This window comes from Lactobacillus kalixensis DSM 16043 (genome assembly GCF_001434335.1).
In the GTDB taxonomy this organism is placed as follows: Bacteria; Bacillota; Bacilli; order Lactobacillales; family Lactobacillaceae; genus Lactobacillus; species Lactobacillus kalixensis.
The window spans coordinates 43676-62095 of record NZ_AZFM01000007.1; the positions used below are offsets into that span (position 1 = coordinate 43676).

Annotated in this window: 15 protein-coding genes; all 15 read right to left on the reverse strand. The window is 36.8% G+C overall.

What is annotated here, in order from left to right:
• Window positions 1–5: 5 nt before the first annotated feature.
• The 15 genes from infB to FC46_RS03605 all read right to left on the reverse strand — a co-directional run bounded on the left by infB (window position 6) and on the right by FC46_RS03605 (window position 18360).
• A complete protein-coding gene (gene infB / locus FC46_RS03535; RefSeq protein WP_057797914.1) occupies window positions 6–2639 on the reverse strand; it encodes a translation initiation factor IF-2 in 2634 nt (877 codons plus the stop codon).
• Window positions 2640–2643: 4 nt separating this feature from the next.
• Window positions 2644–2955 (reverse strand): L7Ae/L30e/S12e/Gadd45 family ribosomal protein, encoded by a 312-nt coding sequence (locus FC46_RS03540; protein WP_057797916.1) that lies wholly within the window; start codon window positions 2953–2955, stop codon window positions 2644–2646.
• Window positions 2955–3251 carry an RNase P modulator RnpM gene (rnpM, locus tag FC46_RS03545; protein WP_157046777.1) on the reverse strand — a complete coding sequence of 99 codons (297 nt, stop codon included), beginning with the start codon at window positions 3249–3251 and terminating at the stop codon, window positions 2955–2957. Before rnpM ends, FC46_RS03540 begins: the two co-directional genes overlap by 1 nt.
• 20 nt (window positions 3252–3271) lie before the next feature.
• Complete coding sequence (gene nusA / locus FC46_RS03550; protein ID WP_057797918.1) at window positions 3272–4471, reverse strand: transcription termination factor NusA; 1200 nt, start codon at window positions 4469–4471, stop codon at window positions 3272–3274.
• 18 nt (window positions 4472–4489) lie between these two features.
• The gene (gene rimP / locus FC46_RS03555; protein WP_057797920.1) at window positions 4490–4969 is read right to left on the reverse strand and encodes a ribosome maturation factor RimP; all 480 of its coding nucleotides are present in this window, start codon (window positions 4967–4969) and stop codon (window positions 4490–4492) included.
• 101 nt (window positions 4970–5070) lie between these two features.
• Window positions 5071–9381: a PolC-type DNA polymerase III gene (locus FC46_RS03560; protein ID WP_057797922.1), complete on the reverse strand. Its 4311-nt coding sequence runs from the start codon at window positions 9379–9381 to the stop codon at window positions 5071–5073.
• A 6-nt stretch (window positions 9382–9387) separates the two neighbouring features.
• Window positions 9388–11085 (reverse strand): proline--tRNA ligase, encoded by a 1698-nt coding sequence (locus FC46_RS03565; protein ID WP_057797924.1) that lies wholly within the window; start codon window positions 11083–11085, stop codon window positions 9388–9390.
• Between the two features lie 23 nt (window positions 11086–11108).
• Window positions 11109–12365, reverse strand: a complete 1257-nt coding sequence (rseP, locus tag FC46_RS03570) for an RIP metalloprotease RseP (protein ID WP_057797926.1) — start codon at window positions 12363–12365, stop codon at window positions 11109–11111.
• 10 nt (window positions 12366–12375) lie between these two features.
• Window positions 12376–13173 (reverse strand): phosphatidate cytidylyltransferase, encoded by a 798-nt coding sequence (locus FC46_RS03575; RefSeq protein ID WP_057797928.1) that lies wholly within the window; start codon window positions 13171–13173, stop codon window positions 12376–12378.
• Window positions 13174–13188: 15 nt separating this feature from the next.
• A complete protein-coding gene (locus tag FC46_RS03580; RefSeq protein WP_057797929.1) occupies window positions 13189–13923 on the reverse strand; it encodes an isoprenyl transferase in 735 nt (244 codons plus the stop codon).
• 3 nt (window positions 13924–13926) lie between these two features.
• Window positions 13927–14484 carry a ribosome recycling factor gene (gene frr / locus FC46_RS03585; RefSeq protein ID WP_057797931.1) on the reverse strand — a complete coding sequence of 186 codons (558 nt, stop codon included), beginning with the start codon at window positions 14482–14484 and terminating at the stop codon, window positions 13927–13929.
• On the reverse strand, window positions 14477–15211 hold the full coding sequence (gene pyrH, locus FC46_RS03590; RefSeq protein ID WP_057797933.1) for a UMP kinase: 735 nt from the start codon (window positions 15209–15211) through the stop codon (window positions 14477–14479). Before pyrH ends, frr begins: the two co-directional genes overlap by 8 nt.
• A 130-nt stretch (window positions 15212–15341) precedes the next feature.
• Entirely contained in the window at window positions 15342–16367 is a 1026-nt protein-coding gene (gene tsf, locus FC46_RS03595; RefSeq protein ID WP_057797934.1) for a translation elongation factor Ts, read from the reverse strand.
• A 35-nt stretch (window positions 16368–16402) separates the two neighbouring features.
• Window positions 16403–17167, reverse strand: coding sequence for a 30S ribosomal protein S2 (gene rpsB, locus FC46_RS03600; protein WP_057797936.1), 765 nt, complete (start codon window positions 17165–17167; stop codon window positions 16403–16405).
• 161 nt (window positions 17168–17328) lie between these two features.
• Window positions 17329–18360, reverse strand: coding sequence for a GIY-YIG nuclease family protein (locus FC46_RS03605; protein WP_057797938.1), 1032 nt, complete (start codon window positions 18358–18360; stop codon window positions 17329–17331).
• Window positions 18361–18420: the final 60 nt, after the last annotated feature.

The following is an 18420-nucleotide window of genomic DNA, read 5'->3' on the forward strand; positions in this document are numbered from 1 at the left end:
AAGTCTTACTTAGGCTTAACTTCTTGCATTTCGTAAACTTCAAACTCGTCTCCAACCTTAATGTCGTTGTAGCCATCGATCGTTAAACCACAATCGTTACCAGCCTTAACTTCCTTAACGTCATCCTTGAAACGCTTCAATGAAGCAATTTGACCATCATAAACAACAATACCGTCACGAATAACTCTAATCTTAGAATCATTCTTAACAACACCCTTGTCTACAAATGAACCAGCAATAGTACCAACCTTTGATACCTTCCAAGTTTCACGAACTGTCAAGTTACCAATAACTTTTTCTTCGTAAGTTGGTTCAAGCATACCCTTCATAGCTGAAGTTACATCATCAATGGCCTTGTAGATAACGCTGTAAAGACGAATATCTACACCTTCAGTTTCTGATTGAGACTTTGCAGTTGCAGTTGGACGAACGTTGAAACCAATAATAAATGCGTTTGAAGCACCAGCCAAAGTTACATCTGATTCGTTAATAGCACCAACACCAGAGTGAATTACGTTTACTCGTACACCTTCAACATCAATCTTTTCAAATGATTGTTGTAAAGCTTCCACAGAACCCTGGACATCAGCCTTAAGAACGATATCTACTTCCTTCATGTTTTCCTTCTTCATAGTATCGAAGAGGTTATCAAGTGTTACGTGAGTAACATTTTCACGTTGACGTTGAAGGGCTTGTTGAGCTCTTTCTTCACCAACTGAGCGAGCAGTCTTTTCATCATCAAAGACAACAAGTTTATCAGCTGATTCTGGAACATCGTTCAAACCAGTAATTTCGACAGGCATTGATGGTGTTGCCTTCTTAACTTGACGACCGCGGTCATTAGTCATTGTACGAACACGTCCGAAGGTATTACCAACAACAATTGGATCACCTACATGTAAAGTACCTTCTTGTACCAAAATATCAGCAACTGAACCACGACCACGTGACAAACGTGCTTCAATAACAGTACCAATAGCTTTTTGCTTTGGATCTGCCTTAAGTTCCATCACATCAGATTGAAGCAAGATCATTTGAAGTAAGTCATCAACGTTTTCACCAGTTTTAGCTGAAATGTTAACGTAGATAGTGTCACCACCGTAATCTTCTGGAATCAAGTTGTACTTCATCAATTGTTCAGTAACGTGTTGTGGGTTAGCACCTGGAACATCCATCTTGTTGATAGCAACAATAATTGGAACATTAGCACTCTTAGCATGATCAATGGCTTCAATAGTCTGAGGCATTACACCATCATCAGCAGCAACAACTAAAACAACGATATCAGTAACTTCAGCTCCACGTGCACGCATGTTTGAGAAGGCAGCGTGTCCAGGAGTATCCAAGAAAGTAATTAGACGATCATCGAGACGTACCTGGTATGCACCAATCTTCTGCGTAATACCACCAGCTTCGTGAGCTGAGATATGTGTATGACGAAGACGATCAAGCAAAGTAGTCTTACCGTGGTCAACGTGACCCATGATAGTAACTACTGGTGGACGATCAACTAAATTCTTTGAATTCTTTGAAGCTTCAATTTGCTTTTCATAGATAGTATCAATATCTGAGATATCTTCATGAACCTTTTGTTCTGCGTTAATACCATATTCAGCAGCCAAAAGTTCAATGGTATCCTTATCCAAAGATTGGTTTTGATTAGTCATTACCCCTAGCATGAACAACTTTTTAACAATTTCAGCTGGTTCACGGTGAAGTAATTTTCCTAAATCTTGAGCGTTCATACCTTCTTCATATACTAAAGTTTCTGGTAATGGACGTTCCTTACGTTTAGTTGGTTGTTTTTTCGGTTGCTCATGTTGGCGCTTCTTATTCTTGCGACGTTTTCTTTCTTGTCTATCAGAGTGGTCACTATGATTGTTAAAGAATTGGTTTTTACCCTTACGTCCAGGCTTTCCTGTATCGCGCCCACGGCTACTATTGGTATCTTTAGGACTTTCTGGAATCTCAACCTTAGCTACTGGCTTACGTGGAGTAGGCTTTCTAAAGTTTGGTTTATTATTACCATTATTATTGTTGTTATCACTTGCATTATTTTTCTTAAAACGTGCAGGTGATGGTTTTAAAATCTTTGGTCCAATAGTTTTTTCGGTTTTCTTAGCCTTTGGCACTTCTTTTTCTTCTGTTTTATTAGGTTTTACTTGCTTTGGATTCTTCAATTGTTCGTGATATTCCTGTTTTGCTTTTTGAGTTTGCTTATTTAAATTACTTTCTTCGGCACGTTGCTTTTGTTTAAATTGCTTAAGCAAATCACGTGCAGCTGGCTTTGTCTTGGCCGCATTTTGTTGATTATTTTCTTTGTTATTTTGATTGCGGCGTCGATTATTCTTGTTCTTATCGTTTGAATGTTTACGCACAGTTTTGTTCTCTGTCTTCTTTTCATTCTTACGAATTGAGGAAACAGAGATCTTGATTTTACTGTTTTTCTTACTTGATTTGTCTGCTTCTTTAGCAGGAGCGATACTTTGGAAACTACCTTTCAGTTGCTTCACCTGTGAATCTTCTAGTGATGACATATGATTCTTCACATCAAAGCCAAGATCCCTTGCTTTTTGGACTACGACTTTGTTATCGATGTTTAATTCTTTTGCGACTTCATAAATTCTTTCCTTAGCCATCCAATCACACTCCTTCATTTATTTGCTTTACTATCGATTTACTAAAACCAGCGTCAGTTACCCCTAAAACTTTGCGATTCTTACCAATAGCATGATTTAGTTCCTCTGAAGTAAATGTATCAAAGACCTTTACACCAGCATTTTTGGCTGCGCGTCTAACTTTTTCGTCTGAATTTTCATGTAAATCACTAGCAACAATGACAATTTTTACTTGTTTTTTCTTAAGACCTGCAATCACAGTATCAGTTCCAGAAATCAACTTTCTAGCACGCGTTGCTAAGCCTAAAAGATTTAATGCTTTTTGTTTTTGCAAAATTATTTATCACCAAATAATTCTTTTCTAGCTTTTTGGTGGTCAACATATGAATAAAGTTCATCATAAAAAGTATCAGGTACTTTAGTTCCTAAACTTCTATCTAAAACTTTCTTTTCTTTTGCGTCTGAGATTTTCTCTGGATCAAGTGATACATATGCACCGCGACCTGGCTTCTTACCTGTAGGATCAACAGAAATATTCTTTTCTTTATCAATAACTACTCTAACCAATTCTTTCTTTGGTTGCATAGTATTTGTGAGTAAATCTTTTCGCATTGGAATTCTTCTTTTTTTCAAAAAGATCACCAATCCTTTTTTTATTCGTTTATGTCAGTGCTATCTTCTTTTACTTCTGAACTTTCAGCTTCACTATTATCAGCATTAGTATTGTCTTCTGCTTCAACTGTAATTTGGTTTTCAGTTGTTTCATCACTTTCAGTATCAGTATGAGAATTGTCTTCATCAACAAATTCAACCTCTGATTCTGGACGAATATCAATCTTGTAACCAGTTAAACGAGCTGCCAAGCGAACGTTTTGGCCCTTTTTACCAATTGCTAATGATAATTGATAATCTGGAACAATCACTAATGCACTCTTTTCTTCTTCGTCTTCGCCAAATTGGACAGCGATAACTTCTGCCGGGTTCAAAGCATTGGCAATGTAATCTGATGGATCATCTTCATACTTAACGATGTCAATGTTTTCTCCGCCTAATTCATTTACAACGTTTTGAACACGTGCACCACGTTGACCAACACAAGTACCAACTGGGTCAATGTTAGGATCACTACTCTTCACAGCAATCTTAGTTCTATCACCAGCTTCACGAGCAATTGAAACAATTTCAACAGTTCCATCATAAATTTCTGGAACTTCTTGTTCAAATAAACGCTTAACCATATCTGGTGCAGTTCTAGAAACAACGATTTGTGCACCTTTGTTATCAGTACCAACATGAGTTACCAAAACACGAATTTGATCTTGTGGGTTATAAGTTTCATTTGGCATTTGATCACGTTTTGGCATAACTGCTTCAACGTTACCAATTTTAACATAAACAAAGCGATTATCGCGTCTTTCAACAGTACCAGTAATTAATTCATCTTGGTATTGAGAATATTCGTCAATAATATGGCTTCTTTCAGCCTCACGAAGTCTCTGCATAATAACTTGCTTAGCAGTTTGAGCAGCAATTCTACCAAAGTTTTTTGGCGTTACTTCAAAACGAATTTCATCTCCAACTTCATAAGCACGGTTAATCAATAATGCATCAGCTAAGCTTACTTCAAGGCGATCATCTTGCACTTCATCAACTACAGTCTTAACAGCCATAATCTTAAAAGTACCGGTTTTTTCATCAAATTCAACCTCAACATTTTGTGCTTGGTTATAGTTCTTCTTGTATGCTGCAACAAGTGCTGCTTTAATAGCATCAATAATGACATCTTGCTTAATGCCCTTCTTTTCTTCAAGAACAGCAAAAGCTTCCATCAATTCTTTAGAATCTTTAGACATAAGTTTTAATCAGCCTTTCTAAAATTCAATTGCAAAACGAATATTTGCAATCAAGTTACGAGGAATAGTCAAAGTTTTTCTTCTTGTCTTAATCTTAATTTCTAGCTCAATTTGCTCATCATTATAAGATTTAAGCGTTCCTTCATAAATCTTCTTGCCGTCGATCTTTTGATAAAGTCCAACGTGAATATAATCATCTTGAGCTTTTTCCCAATCTTTGTCAGTTTTAATTGGTCGTTCCGCACCTGGGGATGAAACTTCTAACACATAAGGATCTGGTAATGGATCTGGATCCATAGTATCAAGTTTTTCAGAAATCAATTCACTTAAATCAGCGATTTCATTAATGTCTATACCGCCAGGTTGATCCTTATCAACATATATTCTCAGATAATTCTGTCCCTTTTCTTTAACATATTCGATATCAACGAATTCATCATCGCGACTATCAATAATTGGAAGAATTTCTGGTAAAACAAGATCTGTAACTTTAGACAAAATTTCCCTCCGTAATAAAAAGAGTGAGCATTGCTGCTCACTCGAATGTACTTATTCGAACTTCGTCTTTTAGTATACCATGATTATTAAAAAACTCAAATCTAAAAGAGTGATAATTGATTATGATCTGGCATCCCTTCCAAAACGCCGTTATCTTCAAAGTAATTCATAATTGTTTGTGATACCTTACCACGCTTAGCTAAATCTTCTTTTGATAAGAATTTTTGCTCAGCTCTTGCAGCAACAATTTGCTTAGCGGCATTATCACCTAACCCAGGAACAGCATTAAATGGTGCCAAGATTGTGTGTTTATCAATAATCTTAAAGTTCATTGCTTCTGATTGATCAACATCGACCATTTTAATCTTAATACCACGCTCTAAGCACTCATTGGCAATTTCTAAAACGGTCAATAAACTTTTATCTTTTGCTGAAACATCATTACCTTTGTCCTGAATTGCTTTCATTGCTGCTTTTACAGTATTTTTACCATGACTCATTGCTACTAAATCAAATAAGTCTGCTCTAACTGAGAAATAAGCAGTGTAGTAAATTTCTGGATAATATACTTTAAACCAAGCAATTCTTAAAGCCATCAAAATATAGGCTGTAGCATGGGCTTTAGGGAACATATACTTAATCTTCAAACATGATGGAATATACCAATCTGGAATATTCTTATTTGCTTGCAAGATTTTCATATTTTCATCGCTAATACCTTTACCCTTACGAACTGTTTCCATTGTAAAGAATGCAACCTCTGGCTTAATTCCCCAGTGAATCAAGTCCGTCATAATGTTGTCACGACAACCAATTACATCTTTCAACTCGCAAGTTCCATCATTAATTAAGTCTTCTGCATTACCTAACCATACATCAGTACCATGAGACAATCCAGAAATCTGCAATAATTCTGAAAAAGTGCTTGGCTTAGTTTCTTCAAGCATCCCACGAACAAATCTAGTACCAAATTCTGGAACACCTAAAGTTCCTGTTTCTGATTGGATTTGTTCTGGAGTTACTCCTAAAATTTCTGGGCTTGAAAACAGTGACATTACGCCTGGATCATCAGGTGGGATAGTCAAAGGATCAACTCCTGAAAGGTCTTGCAACATTCTGATCATCGTTGGGTCATCGTGTCCCAAAATATCGAATTTCAAGATATTATCGTGAATTGAATGGAAATCAAAGTGAGTAGTTAGCCAAGCTGCATTCACATCGTCTGCTGGATATTGAACTGGAGTAAAGTCATAAATATCCATGTCATTTGGTACTACCACGATCCCTGCAGGGTGCTGACCAGTAGTTCTTTTTACACCAGATACACCTTGAGCTAAACGATCAAGTTCTGCATTTCTGAGTTTTAACTCATGCTCTTCATCATAATGTTTAGCATATCCATATGCAGTCTTATCAGCGACAGTCGCAATCGTTCCTGCTCGATATGAGTTATCTGGACCGAACATAACTCGAATAAAATTATGAGCAACAGGTTGATAGTCACCAGAGAAGTTCAAATCGATATCAGGTACTTTATCCCCATGGAAACCTAAGAAAGTGGCAAACGGAATATCTTGACCATCTTTTACTAAAGGTGTACCACATTTTGGACAATCTTTGTCTGGTAAATCATAGCCAGAACCATATTCACCATTATTAAAGAATTCAGAATACTTACAATTTGGACAGCGATAGTGCGGTGCTAGCGGGTTAACCTCAGTAATTCCTGACATTGTTGCAACCAAACTCGAACCAACAGATCCACGTGACCCTACCAGATAGCCATCTTTATTTGATTTAGCTACTAGACGCTGAGAAATTAAGTAAATTACGGCATACCCATTGGAAATAATTGAATTAAGTTCCATATCGATTCTATCCTTCACAATATCAGGCAAAGGATTACCGTATAATTCATAGGCTTTATTATAGGTCAAGTCTTTCATTTCTTGATCTGCGTTATCGATATGTGGAGGATACAAGCCATCTTTAATTGGAGCAATTTCACCTAAAGAGTCAGCAATTTTATTTGGATTATCAATAACAATTTCCTTAGCTGCATCTTCACCTAAAAAGCTAAAAGCATCTAGCATTTCTTGGGTAGTATAGAAATACAATTCTGGTTGTGGCTTATTCCGATTAGGATTACTTCTTTGGGCAGAAATCAAAATTGTTCTGTAGATTGCTTCATGCGGTTCAACATAGTGTGCATCACTAGTTGCGACAACCGGTTTATTTAATTCCTTACCTAGTTTATAGATGTTTGTTAAAATTTCTTCCAGTTTATCTTTGTCAGCAATCAATTGATCGTTAATTAATTGCTGATAAGTTGCAGGTGGTTGAATTTCTAAATAATCGTAGAACTTAGCCTTTTCTCTCGCCTCATCATACCCCTTCTGCATCATAGCAATGAATACTTCACCCTGCCAGCAGCCTGAGCCATAAAGAAGACCTTCGTGAAGCCGCCGCAAATCTGATTTCGGTGTTCTTGCAATTCGGTAAAAATCCTTTGTGCTAGCAATGGATACAAGCTTATACATATTTTTAAGTCCAGCTTGATCTTTGGCTAAAACTGTCATATGCATTGGACGAGCCCGTTTATAAACTTGTCCGTATTTTGCATAATCATTCATTTTACCTAAATTATCTTGATTAAAGCGAGCGTTGAAAGCATCTAGCAACTTAAACATCAGGTATCCAGTTGCTTCCGCATCTTGATTGGCGCGGTGATGATGTTCTAAGACAACGTCATATTTCTTTGCTAAAGAATCCAATGTATGACGAGTTTGTTCAGGATGAAGTAATCTAGAAACTTCTAGAGTATCAACAACTGGTTGTTGGATTTCTTCCAAATTTGCTCGTCTTAATGCAGCATTAACAAAACCCACGTCGAATTGAACATTATGCCCGCATAATGGATCATCACCGTAGAATTCCTTGAACTGCTGAATTACTACTGCTTCATCATCTGCAGCTGAAACCATTTCATCAGTAATTGAAGTTAAATTAATAGTCTGTTCACTCAAAGGGTGGTGCGGATTGATGAACTTATCAAAGCGATCGATCACTTCACCATTCTTCATTTTAACGGCACCAATTTCGATAATCGTATCATAAACTGATGACAGTCCCGTGGTTTCAACGTCGAAAATAACGAATTCGCGGTCTTCATACGTCATATCTGCTGGGTTTAAAACAAGCAAAGCATGATCATCAATCATATTCGCTTCAAGGCCATAAAGTATTTTTACGCCTTCTTTTTTACCAGCGCTGTATGCTTCTGGGAAAGATTGAACATCTCCATGGTCAGTAATAGCGATTGCTTTTTGCCCGAATTTTTTGGCTGCTTTAATAAAATCAGTTGGAGTGTCAACAGCATCAACCTGACTCATATTAGTATGAACATGTAAATCAATGTGCTTCTTTTCCCCTTCATATTTTTCTTCACGACCAACATGTTCAACCGTTTCAAAGTTATAAATATTGAAAACTAAATCGTGTTCCCAGCTATCTTCATCTGCGGAACCTTGCATTTTTGCCCAAGTCCCCGGTTTAATTGCTGAAAGAGCATCAATTTCATCTTGTTGCTTAGCAAATTTTTTGAACATAATTGAATCAGTATAGTCTGTAATTTCACCAGTGAAAACAACTGTACCATTCTTCAGTTCTCGCTTATCAACGCTGAAGATATTACCTTCAATAACTACATTATGTCCGCCTTCTGCTAAAGCTCTTATTTGAGTAATTTCAGCCTTATCGCTTATTTTTTGATTACCGTAACTCTTACGCTTAGTAGCAAATTGGCGTGGTTGCTGAACAGGCTTTGGTTTTTCTGGAGCAGTATCATAAGCTTCTTGCATGTTTTTTTCATGTTCTTCATGCAATTCTTCTAAACTCTGTAAATTACTCTCGATATTTGCTTCATCAACTTGAGTCACAAACTTAAGATTAAAGAAACCGTAATTTCTCATTTCATTTGCTAAATCGTCAAGCTGCCTTTGTTCAGTTATATCATCAGCAAATTTATCAACGGGAATTTCCCATCTACCGTCTTTTTTAACTGGCGTTTGTCCCGCTAAATACTCTCTAGACATATTGTTCAAGACAGAAGAATTTTGAACAGCAAAACGCCAATAATCTGTTAAATATTGATCTGAGCCATCTTGAGTTCTAATGATAAGTTGAACATTAACAAAATCATTGAATCCTTCACTAATTGCTCTATTTAATGCATTATAGGTCTCAAACTTTAACGGCGTATCAAAAAGAACGTGGATATCCCACTTGTGTTCTTTAGCATACACATCCACGTTCTCAATTTCTCCCTTTTGTAGAAGATTATTATCTTCAAACAGATCTGGGAATTTGACTTGCTTTAAAAGTTTTAAGAATAAATCGTTCTTATTAGCCACGAAAAATTATCCTAACTCTTTATTTACTAAATCAGTTAATTCATCTACTGAAATTTCACTTGCTTTTTCTTCATTGCTCAACTTAACTTCAACAATGCCTTCACCGGCTTTACGTCCAATTGTAATTCTAATTGGAGCACCAACTAAATCAGCATCATTGAACTTAACGCCTGGTCGTTCTTTACGATCATCGTACAAAACATCATACTTTGATGAAAGTTCTTTTTCAAGACGTTCAGCTAAAGCAGTTTGTTCATCATCATTCATTTTCATTTGAATCAAATGAATTGAAAATGGTGCAATTTCCTTAGGCCAAGCAATCCCTTGTCCATTAAGGTGTTGTTCAACAGCTGCTGAAAGCATTCTAGTCACACCAATTCCGTATGAACCCATGATAACTGGCTGTGTTTTACCATTGTTGTCCAAGAAGTCAGCACCCATAGTATCAGTGTAGTAAGTACCTAATTTGAAGATATGACCAACTTCGATAGAAGTGGTGAATTTAAGTGGTTCGTGATCAACTGGATCTGGTTCGCCTTCGTTAGCAGTTCTGATATCTGCAAATTCATCAACTTTAAAGTCGCGATCTAAGTTTGCATTTTCAAATTGGAAATCAGTTTCGTTAGCACCAACAACTACGTTGTATAAGCCCTTAACTGTTTCATCAGCAATAATCTTGTCTGCCCAGTCAGCGTTAACAGGTCCTACACCGCCCTTTTCGCTTCCAGTGATTTCCTTAAGTTCTGCTGCATTTGCTTCACGAACCTCATCAGCATCAAGGATATGCCCTAATTTAACTTCGTTGATCTGCTTGTCACCACGAATTAAAACTAACACTTTTTGATCATCAGCAATGAAAAGAACACTCTTAACAATTCTTGTACTTGGGACACCCAAGAAATCAGCCAATTTATCAATTGTGTCACAATCTGGAGTTGCAACCTTCTTAAGTTCTTTAGTTTCTTCAGGATCTTGCTTAAATGTGTCAATACTTTTAGCCATTTCCAAATTAGCTGCATAAGTGCCACTTTCATTAGTTGCAATGGTATCTTCACCAATAGCAGCTGGTGCTTGGAATTCAGTTGAATTCTTACCACCCATTGTGCCTGAATCGGCAATAACAGGGTGAACTTTTACACCACAACGTTCAAAGATAGCTTCAAATGCCTTTTTTTCGTCATCAAATTGTTCATCAAGTTGTTCACGAGTTGCAGCAAAACTGTATGCATCAAGCATGATAAATTCACGACCACGCAATAAACCAAAACGAGGACGGTTTTCATCACGGAACTTAGTTTGAATTTGGTAAAGAGCAATTGGCATTTGTTTATAACTCTTCAAATTCTTTGCAATAATTTCAGTAAATGTTTCTTCATGAGTCGGGCCAAGAAGGCTTTCACGACCATGACGGTCATTTAATCTAAACATTTCTTGACCGTATTTTACATAACGGCCTGATTCCTGCCACATTGTAGCTGGTAATAAGTGCGGCATGATCATTTCTGGAACATTGATTTTTTCCATTTCTTGTTCCATGATATTTTCTGCCTTACGCAGTACACGATAGCCTAATGGAAGGTAAGCATAAACACCTGCTGTAACTTGGCGAATATACCCACCTCTAAGCATAAGCTTGTGACTTTCAGCTACAGCATCTGCTGGAGCTTCTTTTAATGTTGGCATAAAGAATTTTGATTGACGCATTCTTTTCTCCTAAATAAACAATTTTATTTTATAAAGTACCGATAAATATCATTACCAGTAACTGCAATAATTAATATTAATAATAACCCAAAACCGATAAGTTCAACAATAGCTTCATGGTCTTCTGAAATTGGTTTACCTCTCACAAGCTCAATTAAGTTCAGTAATACCTTTCCACCGTCTAAACCTGGTATTGGAATTAGGTTTACAATTCCTAAATTGATTGAAATCATACCCAAAAAAGCAAGTAAGTATGTAAAGCCCATTTGAGACACTTGGGAAGTTTCTGAATAAATTCCAACAGGTCCAGATAACTTATTTAAGCTAAAGTTAGTGAATAACCCTCCAACAGCATTAAAAATTAATCCGGTTGTTGAAACTGCAGTATCCCATCCACGCTTCAATTTTGCTATCGCATTTTCATCTGTCTGAGCTTGGATTCCAATTTGATATACCTTTGTTTTTTGAATAACCTTAGCTTTTGGCTTAACTTTTACCGTCTTAGTTTGACCATTTTTTTCGACCCTCACAGCCATTGTCTTGCCTTTACTTTGATTAATCGCGGTCGATACATCTTCAAAGTTGGCAGTTTTTTTGCCATCAATTGCTAAGATCTTATCACCTGCCTTAATATTAGCAATTTGAGCAGGTGATCCATTTTGAACATGAGCAATCGTTGTAGTCGCTGGTCCAGCAACAGTAAAAGTCCAAATTAGGAAAACAACGAAGCCAAGTAAAATATTCATAAAAGGTCCAGCAAAGTTAGTGGCAAGTTTTTGCCATACTTTTGCTTGCCCAAATTGAGTATCACGTGGTGCAATAATTAATTCAGTTTTATTCTTATCAATAATTGTTGCATCATGATTGACATGATAAGTAACTGGCTTTTCTTCGTCACCATTTTCATATCCGCTGATCTCTAACGCATCTACGAGATCCGCTTTAGTTACTTGAACCGGAATACCTTCAATTGGCATATCTGATTCAGAAGCATCAATTCGAATTACTTCATTATTATCATTTAATTGAACAATTACAGTCATACCCGGATCTAATTCTGTTTCATCATCAGAGCCGGCTAAACGAACATAACCGCCTAAAGGCAGCCAACGAATAGTATAAGTAGTTGGATTGCGGCGAAGCTGAAATAATTTTGGCCCCATTCCGATTGAAAATTCTCGAACCAAAATTCCAGATTTTTTCGCAACGATAAAATGCCCGAATTCGTGAACGAATACGAGCAATCCAAATACTACTAAAAAGATTAGTATACCTCTCAATAGCTATCTCCTAGTGTACAATTCCTAGAACAGCAGCCATAACTGGCAGTACAAATAACATACTGTCGAATCTATCTAAAATGCCGCCATGTCCAGGTAAAATTTTTCCTGAATCTTTAACACCGTAAAAACGCTTGTATGCAGATTCAACAAGATCACCCATTTGGCCAACAATAGAAAGGAAGAAGGCCAAAATAATCATGGTAACTTGTGGTTGATTCATTGGTACTAATGCGACATAAATCGCTGAGCAAATTAAAGCACAAATTACTGCTCCAATTGAACCTTCCCAAGTTTTATTTGGACTAATAACAGGCCATAACTTATGCTTACCAATCTTTCGACCAATCATATACGCACCAATGTCAGTACTCCAAACTACAACAAAAACGTAGCAAAGAAGTGCTAAACCATTGCCATCATTTCTGATAGCCGCCATATAGTGAAAACCTGTTCCAATATATAAAGATGCAATTGTGTAAACACCTATATCATCAAATGTTGTTTTATTCTTTGATAAAACTGTCCAAGTTAACATTAACATGATTAATGCAAAGTAAATACCATACTTGGTCCAATGGAAAGGTGCATTATAAAAGAATGCATCTGGTACAGTCCAAGTTAAAGTCGCAAGTAATGCTAACAAGAAATCTACAGATACCAAAAGTTGTTTCTTCATTAAGAAAATTTCACTGATACCCACAGCTGCAAAGGCTACAGTTAGCCAATCCATCCATAAGCCACCAAGTATTACAACTGGTATAAAAAGACACAAGGCAATAACTGCCGTAATTGTACGTTGTTTCATATTAATTCGATCTATCTAACTATCTGATTCATCTACTTTACCAAAGCGTCGATTACGTCCTTGGTAATTTTTTACAAATCCTTCTAAATCATCGGCTGTAAAATCGGGCCAAGCCTTAGAACTGAAAGCTAGTTCAGTATAAGCAATTTGCCATAACAAAAAATTAGAAATTCTTTGTTCTCCAGATGTTCTAATCAACAAATCTGGGTCAGCATATTCTTTAAATTTTGCAGTCATCAGGTGTTTTGAAATAGTTTCTTCAGTAATATCTTCGCTTGAAAGCTCACCAGCTTCAATCAAGCTACATAGTTCTCGAACTGCTGAAGTAATTTCTTTTCTTGAACCATAATTAAAAGCAAAATTTAAAATCAAGCCTGTATTATTTGCCGTTTCGCTCATCGCTCTTTGAACAACATCATAAGTTTTTTGAGGAAGATCATCTAAATATCCCATAATATTAACCTTAACGTTGTTTTTCATCAAAGTTGGCATGAATTTATCAAAAAAGCGAACTGGTAGATTCATCAAATAAGCCACTTCTTCTTTAGGACGCGCCCAATTTTCAGTAGAAAAAGCATACAAAGTTAAAACTTTAATTCCTAATTTATCAGCTGCTAAAGTTATTCTTTCAACATTCTCCATGCCTTCGCGGTGACCAAAAACGCGTGGTTTATGACGCTTTTTAGCCCAACGTCCATTACCATCCATAATAATTGCCAGATGATTTAAGACATTCTTTTCTTCACCCATAGACTAACCTTGAGTAATTTCCTTACGCTTGGCATCAGCAAGCTTGTCAATTTCCTTAGTTGAATTATCAGTGATTTTTTGAACTTCTTTTTCTAAATTATGTTGTTCATCTTCAGTAATTTCATCGTCTTTTTGTTGACGCTTTAAGGCGTTCATTGCATCACGACGAACATTTCTAACTGCAATTTTAGCTTCTTCTGCTTCCTTACCTACTTCTTTGGCAATTTCTTGTCTTCTTTCACCAGTAAGTTGAGGAATTACTAAACGAATTACCTTACCATCATTTGCAGGAGTTAATCCCAAGTTAGATGCAAGAAGTGCATGTTCAATATCATCCAAACTATTAACGTCGTATGGAGTAATCAAAAGCACACGTGCTTCCGGAATAGTAACACTAGACATTTGAGTCAAGGGAGTTGGTGCACCGTAGTAATCAACCTTAATTCCATCAAGAATACTTGCGTTGGCAACACCAGCTCTAATTGAAGCTAAGTTCTTTTCGAAAACTTTAATAGATTTATCCATGTTTTCTTTAGCTTTTGTAATTGTTTCATTATTCATTATTTTTACCACCCTCAATAACTGTACCAATATTTTCACCCATGACAACTTTTTTAATGTTACCTGGAGTATTTACATTGAAGACAACCAATGGAATATCTGTATCCATTGATAAGGAACTTGCTGTTCTATCCATTACCTTAAGGTTCTTGGCAATCACATCAAGTTGTGTTAACTCGGAGTATTTAGTTGCTGATGGATCTAACTTTGGATCTGCTGAGTAAACACCATCAACACCATTTTTAGCCATTAAAATCACATCTGCATCGATTTCAGCTGCACGTAAGGCAGCTGTAGTATCAGTTGAGAAGTAAGGATTACCTGTACCACCACCGAAAATAACTACACGACCCTTTTCAAGGTGACGAATTGCTTTTCTTCTGATGTAAGGTTCAGCAATTTGTCTCATTTCAATTGAAGTTTGCAGTCTAGTTGGTACATCCACATGTTCCAAACCATCTTGTAATGCAAGACCATTCATAATAGTAGCCAGCATTCCCATGTAGTCAGCTTGTGCACGTTCCATACCAAGTTTGGCACCAGTTTCGCCGCGCCACATGTTACCACCACCACAAACAATACCAATTTGTACACCTAAATCATGTACAGTCTTGATTTCTTTTGCTAAATGAGCAATAACAGTAGGGTTAATTCCAGTACCCTCATCTCCGGCTAAGGCTTCGCCAGAGATCTTTAAAATGATGCGTTTATATTTTACTTGACTCATAATAACCTCCTATAATAGCTTTAATTATTCTACCATATAAAAGCGCGTAATGCAGAGTAAGTAAAAGATGTTAAAACTATTTTTTACAAAAAAAAGAGGACTTACGTCCTCTCTTTCAAATTTTAAACTTTTAGTTCTTCATTTGTTCTGCAACTTCAGCAGCAAAGTCTTCTTGCTTCTTTTCGATACCTTCACCGACTTCGAAGCGCTTGAAGGCAACTAATTTAGCACCGTTATCCTTCAAGAATTGTTCAACAGTCTTGCTGTCGTCCATAATGTAGTTTTGTGATAAAACAGCAAATTGCTTATCAACTTGAGTGTTATCATCAATGAAGCGTTGCATCTTACCTGGGATAATCTTGTCCCAAATCTTTTCTGGCTTACCTTCTTCTTTAAGTTCAGCCTTGATGTCTTCTTCAGCCTTAGCTAAAACATCATCAGTTAGTTGTTTTGCTGAACCATAAACAAGGTGTGATAAAGGCTTCTTGTTTACCAATGCACGACTTTCGTTGTCTTGGTCAATCTTGTGGTTCATCAAAGCCAATTGTTCAGTAATGAATTCATCGTCTAATTCATCTGGTGAAATAACTTTAGGCTTCATTGCAGCGATGTGCATTGCTAAGTGCTTAGCAGTTGCAGCATCTGCACCTTCTAAGACAGTAATAACACCAATTTGACCACCATTATGTTGGTAAGCACCAAATTCTTGGTCGTCAGTCTTTTCTTCCAAGCCAAAACGACGTAAAACAATCTTTTCACCGATAGTAGCAGTTGCATCTACGAATGATTGTGCTAAGGACTTACCATCAGCCATCTTCAATTCGTCTGCAGCTTCACGATCAGCAGGCTTGCCTTCAGCAATGGTCTTAGTAACATCATTTACTAACTTAACAAATTTATCATTTTGTGAAACGAAGTCAGTTTCTGAGTTAACTTCAGTAATAGCTGCTACGTTACCATCAACGTAAACACCAGTTAAACCTTCAGCAGCAATACGGTCAGCCTTCTTAGCTGCCTTTGCCATACCTTTTTCGCGAAGGTATTCAACTGCCTTGTCCATGTCTCCATCAACTTCTACCAATGCCTTCTTAGCGTCCATAACACCAGCACCGGTACGTTCACGTAAATCTTTAACTTGCTTTGCAGTAATTGCCATTTAATTAAGCCCTCCGGTAGAACTAATACTAAAAACTAGTCTTCTTCAACAACAATGGTCTTATCATCTTCGCTATCGCCGTTTTCGAAGTCTACTTCAGTAGATTCGTCATCTTGACCTTGCTTACCTTCGATGATAGCGTCAGCCATAGCACCAGCGATCAAACGGATTGCACGAATGGCATCATCGTTTGAAGGGATGATAACGTCAATAGGATCTGGATCAGTGTTAGTGTCAACCATTGCAACAACTGGAATGCCTAAAATGTTTGCTTCGTGGACAGCGATCTTTTCTTTCTTAGGATCTACTACGAATAAAACATCTGGAATTCTTGGCATGTCTTCGATACCGCCTAAGAATCTTTCAAGCTTATCCATTTCCTTAGTTAAAAGTGCAACTTCCTTCTTTGGAAGGACGTCAAAAGTACCATCTTGTGACATTTCCTTCAATTGCTTTAATCTCTTAACACGGCTTTGGATAGTAGTCCAGTTAGTCAAAGTACCACCTAACCAACGTTGGTTAACGAAGTATTGACCTGCACGAGTTGCTTCTTCAGCAATAGTATCTTGAGCTTGCTTCTTAGTACCTACAAATAAGAAAACGCCACCGTCTTGAGCAACAGCCTTCATAAAGTTGTAAGCATCGTCTAACATCTTGATAGTCTTTTGCAAATCAATGATGTAAATACCATTTCTTTGAGTAAAGATGTATGGAGCCATCTTTGGGTTCCAACGACGAGTTTGGTGACCGAAGTGGACACCAGCTTCAAGTAATTGCTTCATAGAAACTACGTTTGACATAAAAAATTTCCTCCTAATGGTTTTTAATCCTCTCAAGCGTTCATTTCGATATCTGACCACTACCCTGGGCACCACGATATCGATCGCTCTTGATGTGTTTTTTAGCTATGCTTTTACAGCATACTTTTCAATGATACTAGAAATCATACTATTTTTCAAGATTAAAATTTAACATTGTGCTCTTTCAAAAATTTTTCTTTCCATTGCCGATTATGATGTTTAAACCAATATTCGCGCTTTAGTGCTAGACGCTTATCATCAAACTGTTCATGATAGATCATTCTGACTGGTCTGCGAGTTTTAGTATATTTAGCACCTTTTCCTTCATTATGCATTTTAAGTCGACGTGACAAATCATTAGTAAAACCGCCGTAAAAACTCCCGTCGTTGCAAAGCAACACATAGAAAAAATAAATTCCTTGATTTTCATGCTTTTCACGATCTTCATCGGTTTCTCGCAAGATTCTTTGGATATTTGGTAAAAACTTTCCATCTTTATCATGCACTTCAATCGCATCATGAATCACTGTACCGTCAAAGGCAGTATGTTTAACTGCTTCAACAATAATTAAATTGACATCTTCACCGCGATGAGACACAAACGGCTGTACTTCTTTTACACTTAAGTCATGCTTCATACAATAGTAACAAATTTCACCAAGACGCTCTGGTCGATGAACCATGAACATTTTTCCCTTCATCTTTAACAATTGACTTGACACTTCAATAATTTGTTCCAAGTTAATCAAAATTTCGTGTCTTGCAATCGCTTTTTTACGATCTGGGTTAACCTCATGTCCTTTCGGAACTTTAAAATAAGGCGGATTAACAGTCACCACATCATACGAATCTTTTCTTAAAAAATTAGTTGCATTTAATACATTATCTTTATGAACTGTAATTCTGTTTTCCATATGATTTAATTCGATTGAACGTTTAGCTTGAGAATAAGCTTCATCTTGTATTTCGATAGCATCATATTTTGCCCGATTAAAATAAGCCATATACATCGTTGCTGCACAGTTTCCGGCACATAAATCAGCAACTTTATAACGGTCGTAAATCATTTCTTTAGCAAAATATGCCAACAATAATGTATCTGAAGAAAAACTAAACGCTGTCTTATCTTGCACAATTCTCAAATTATTGCTATACATGAAATCGATACGTTCATTTTTACCAAGTTCTACCATAAAATTTTATCCTCTCGCTTTACTTTGCTATAATATCTTACAATAAAACTTGGAGGGAAA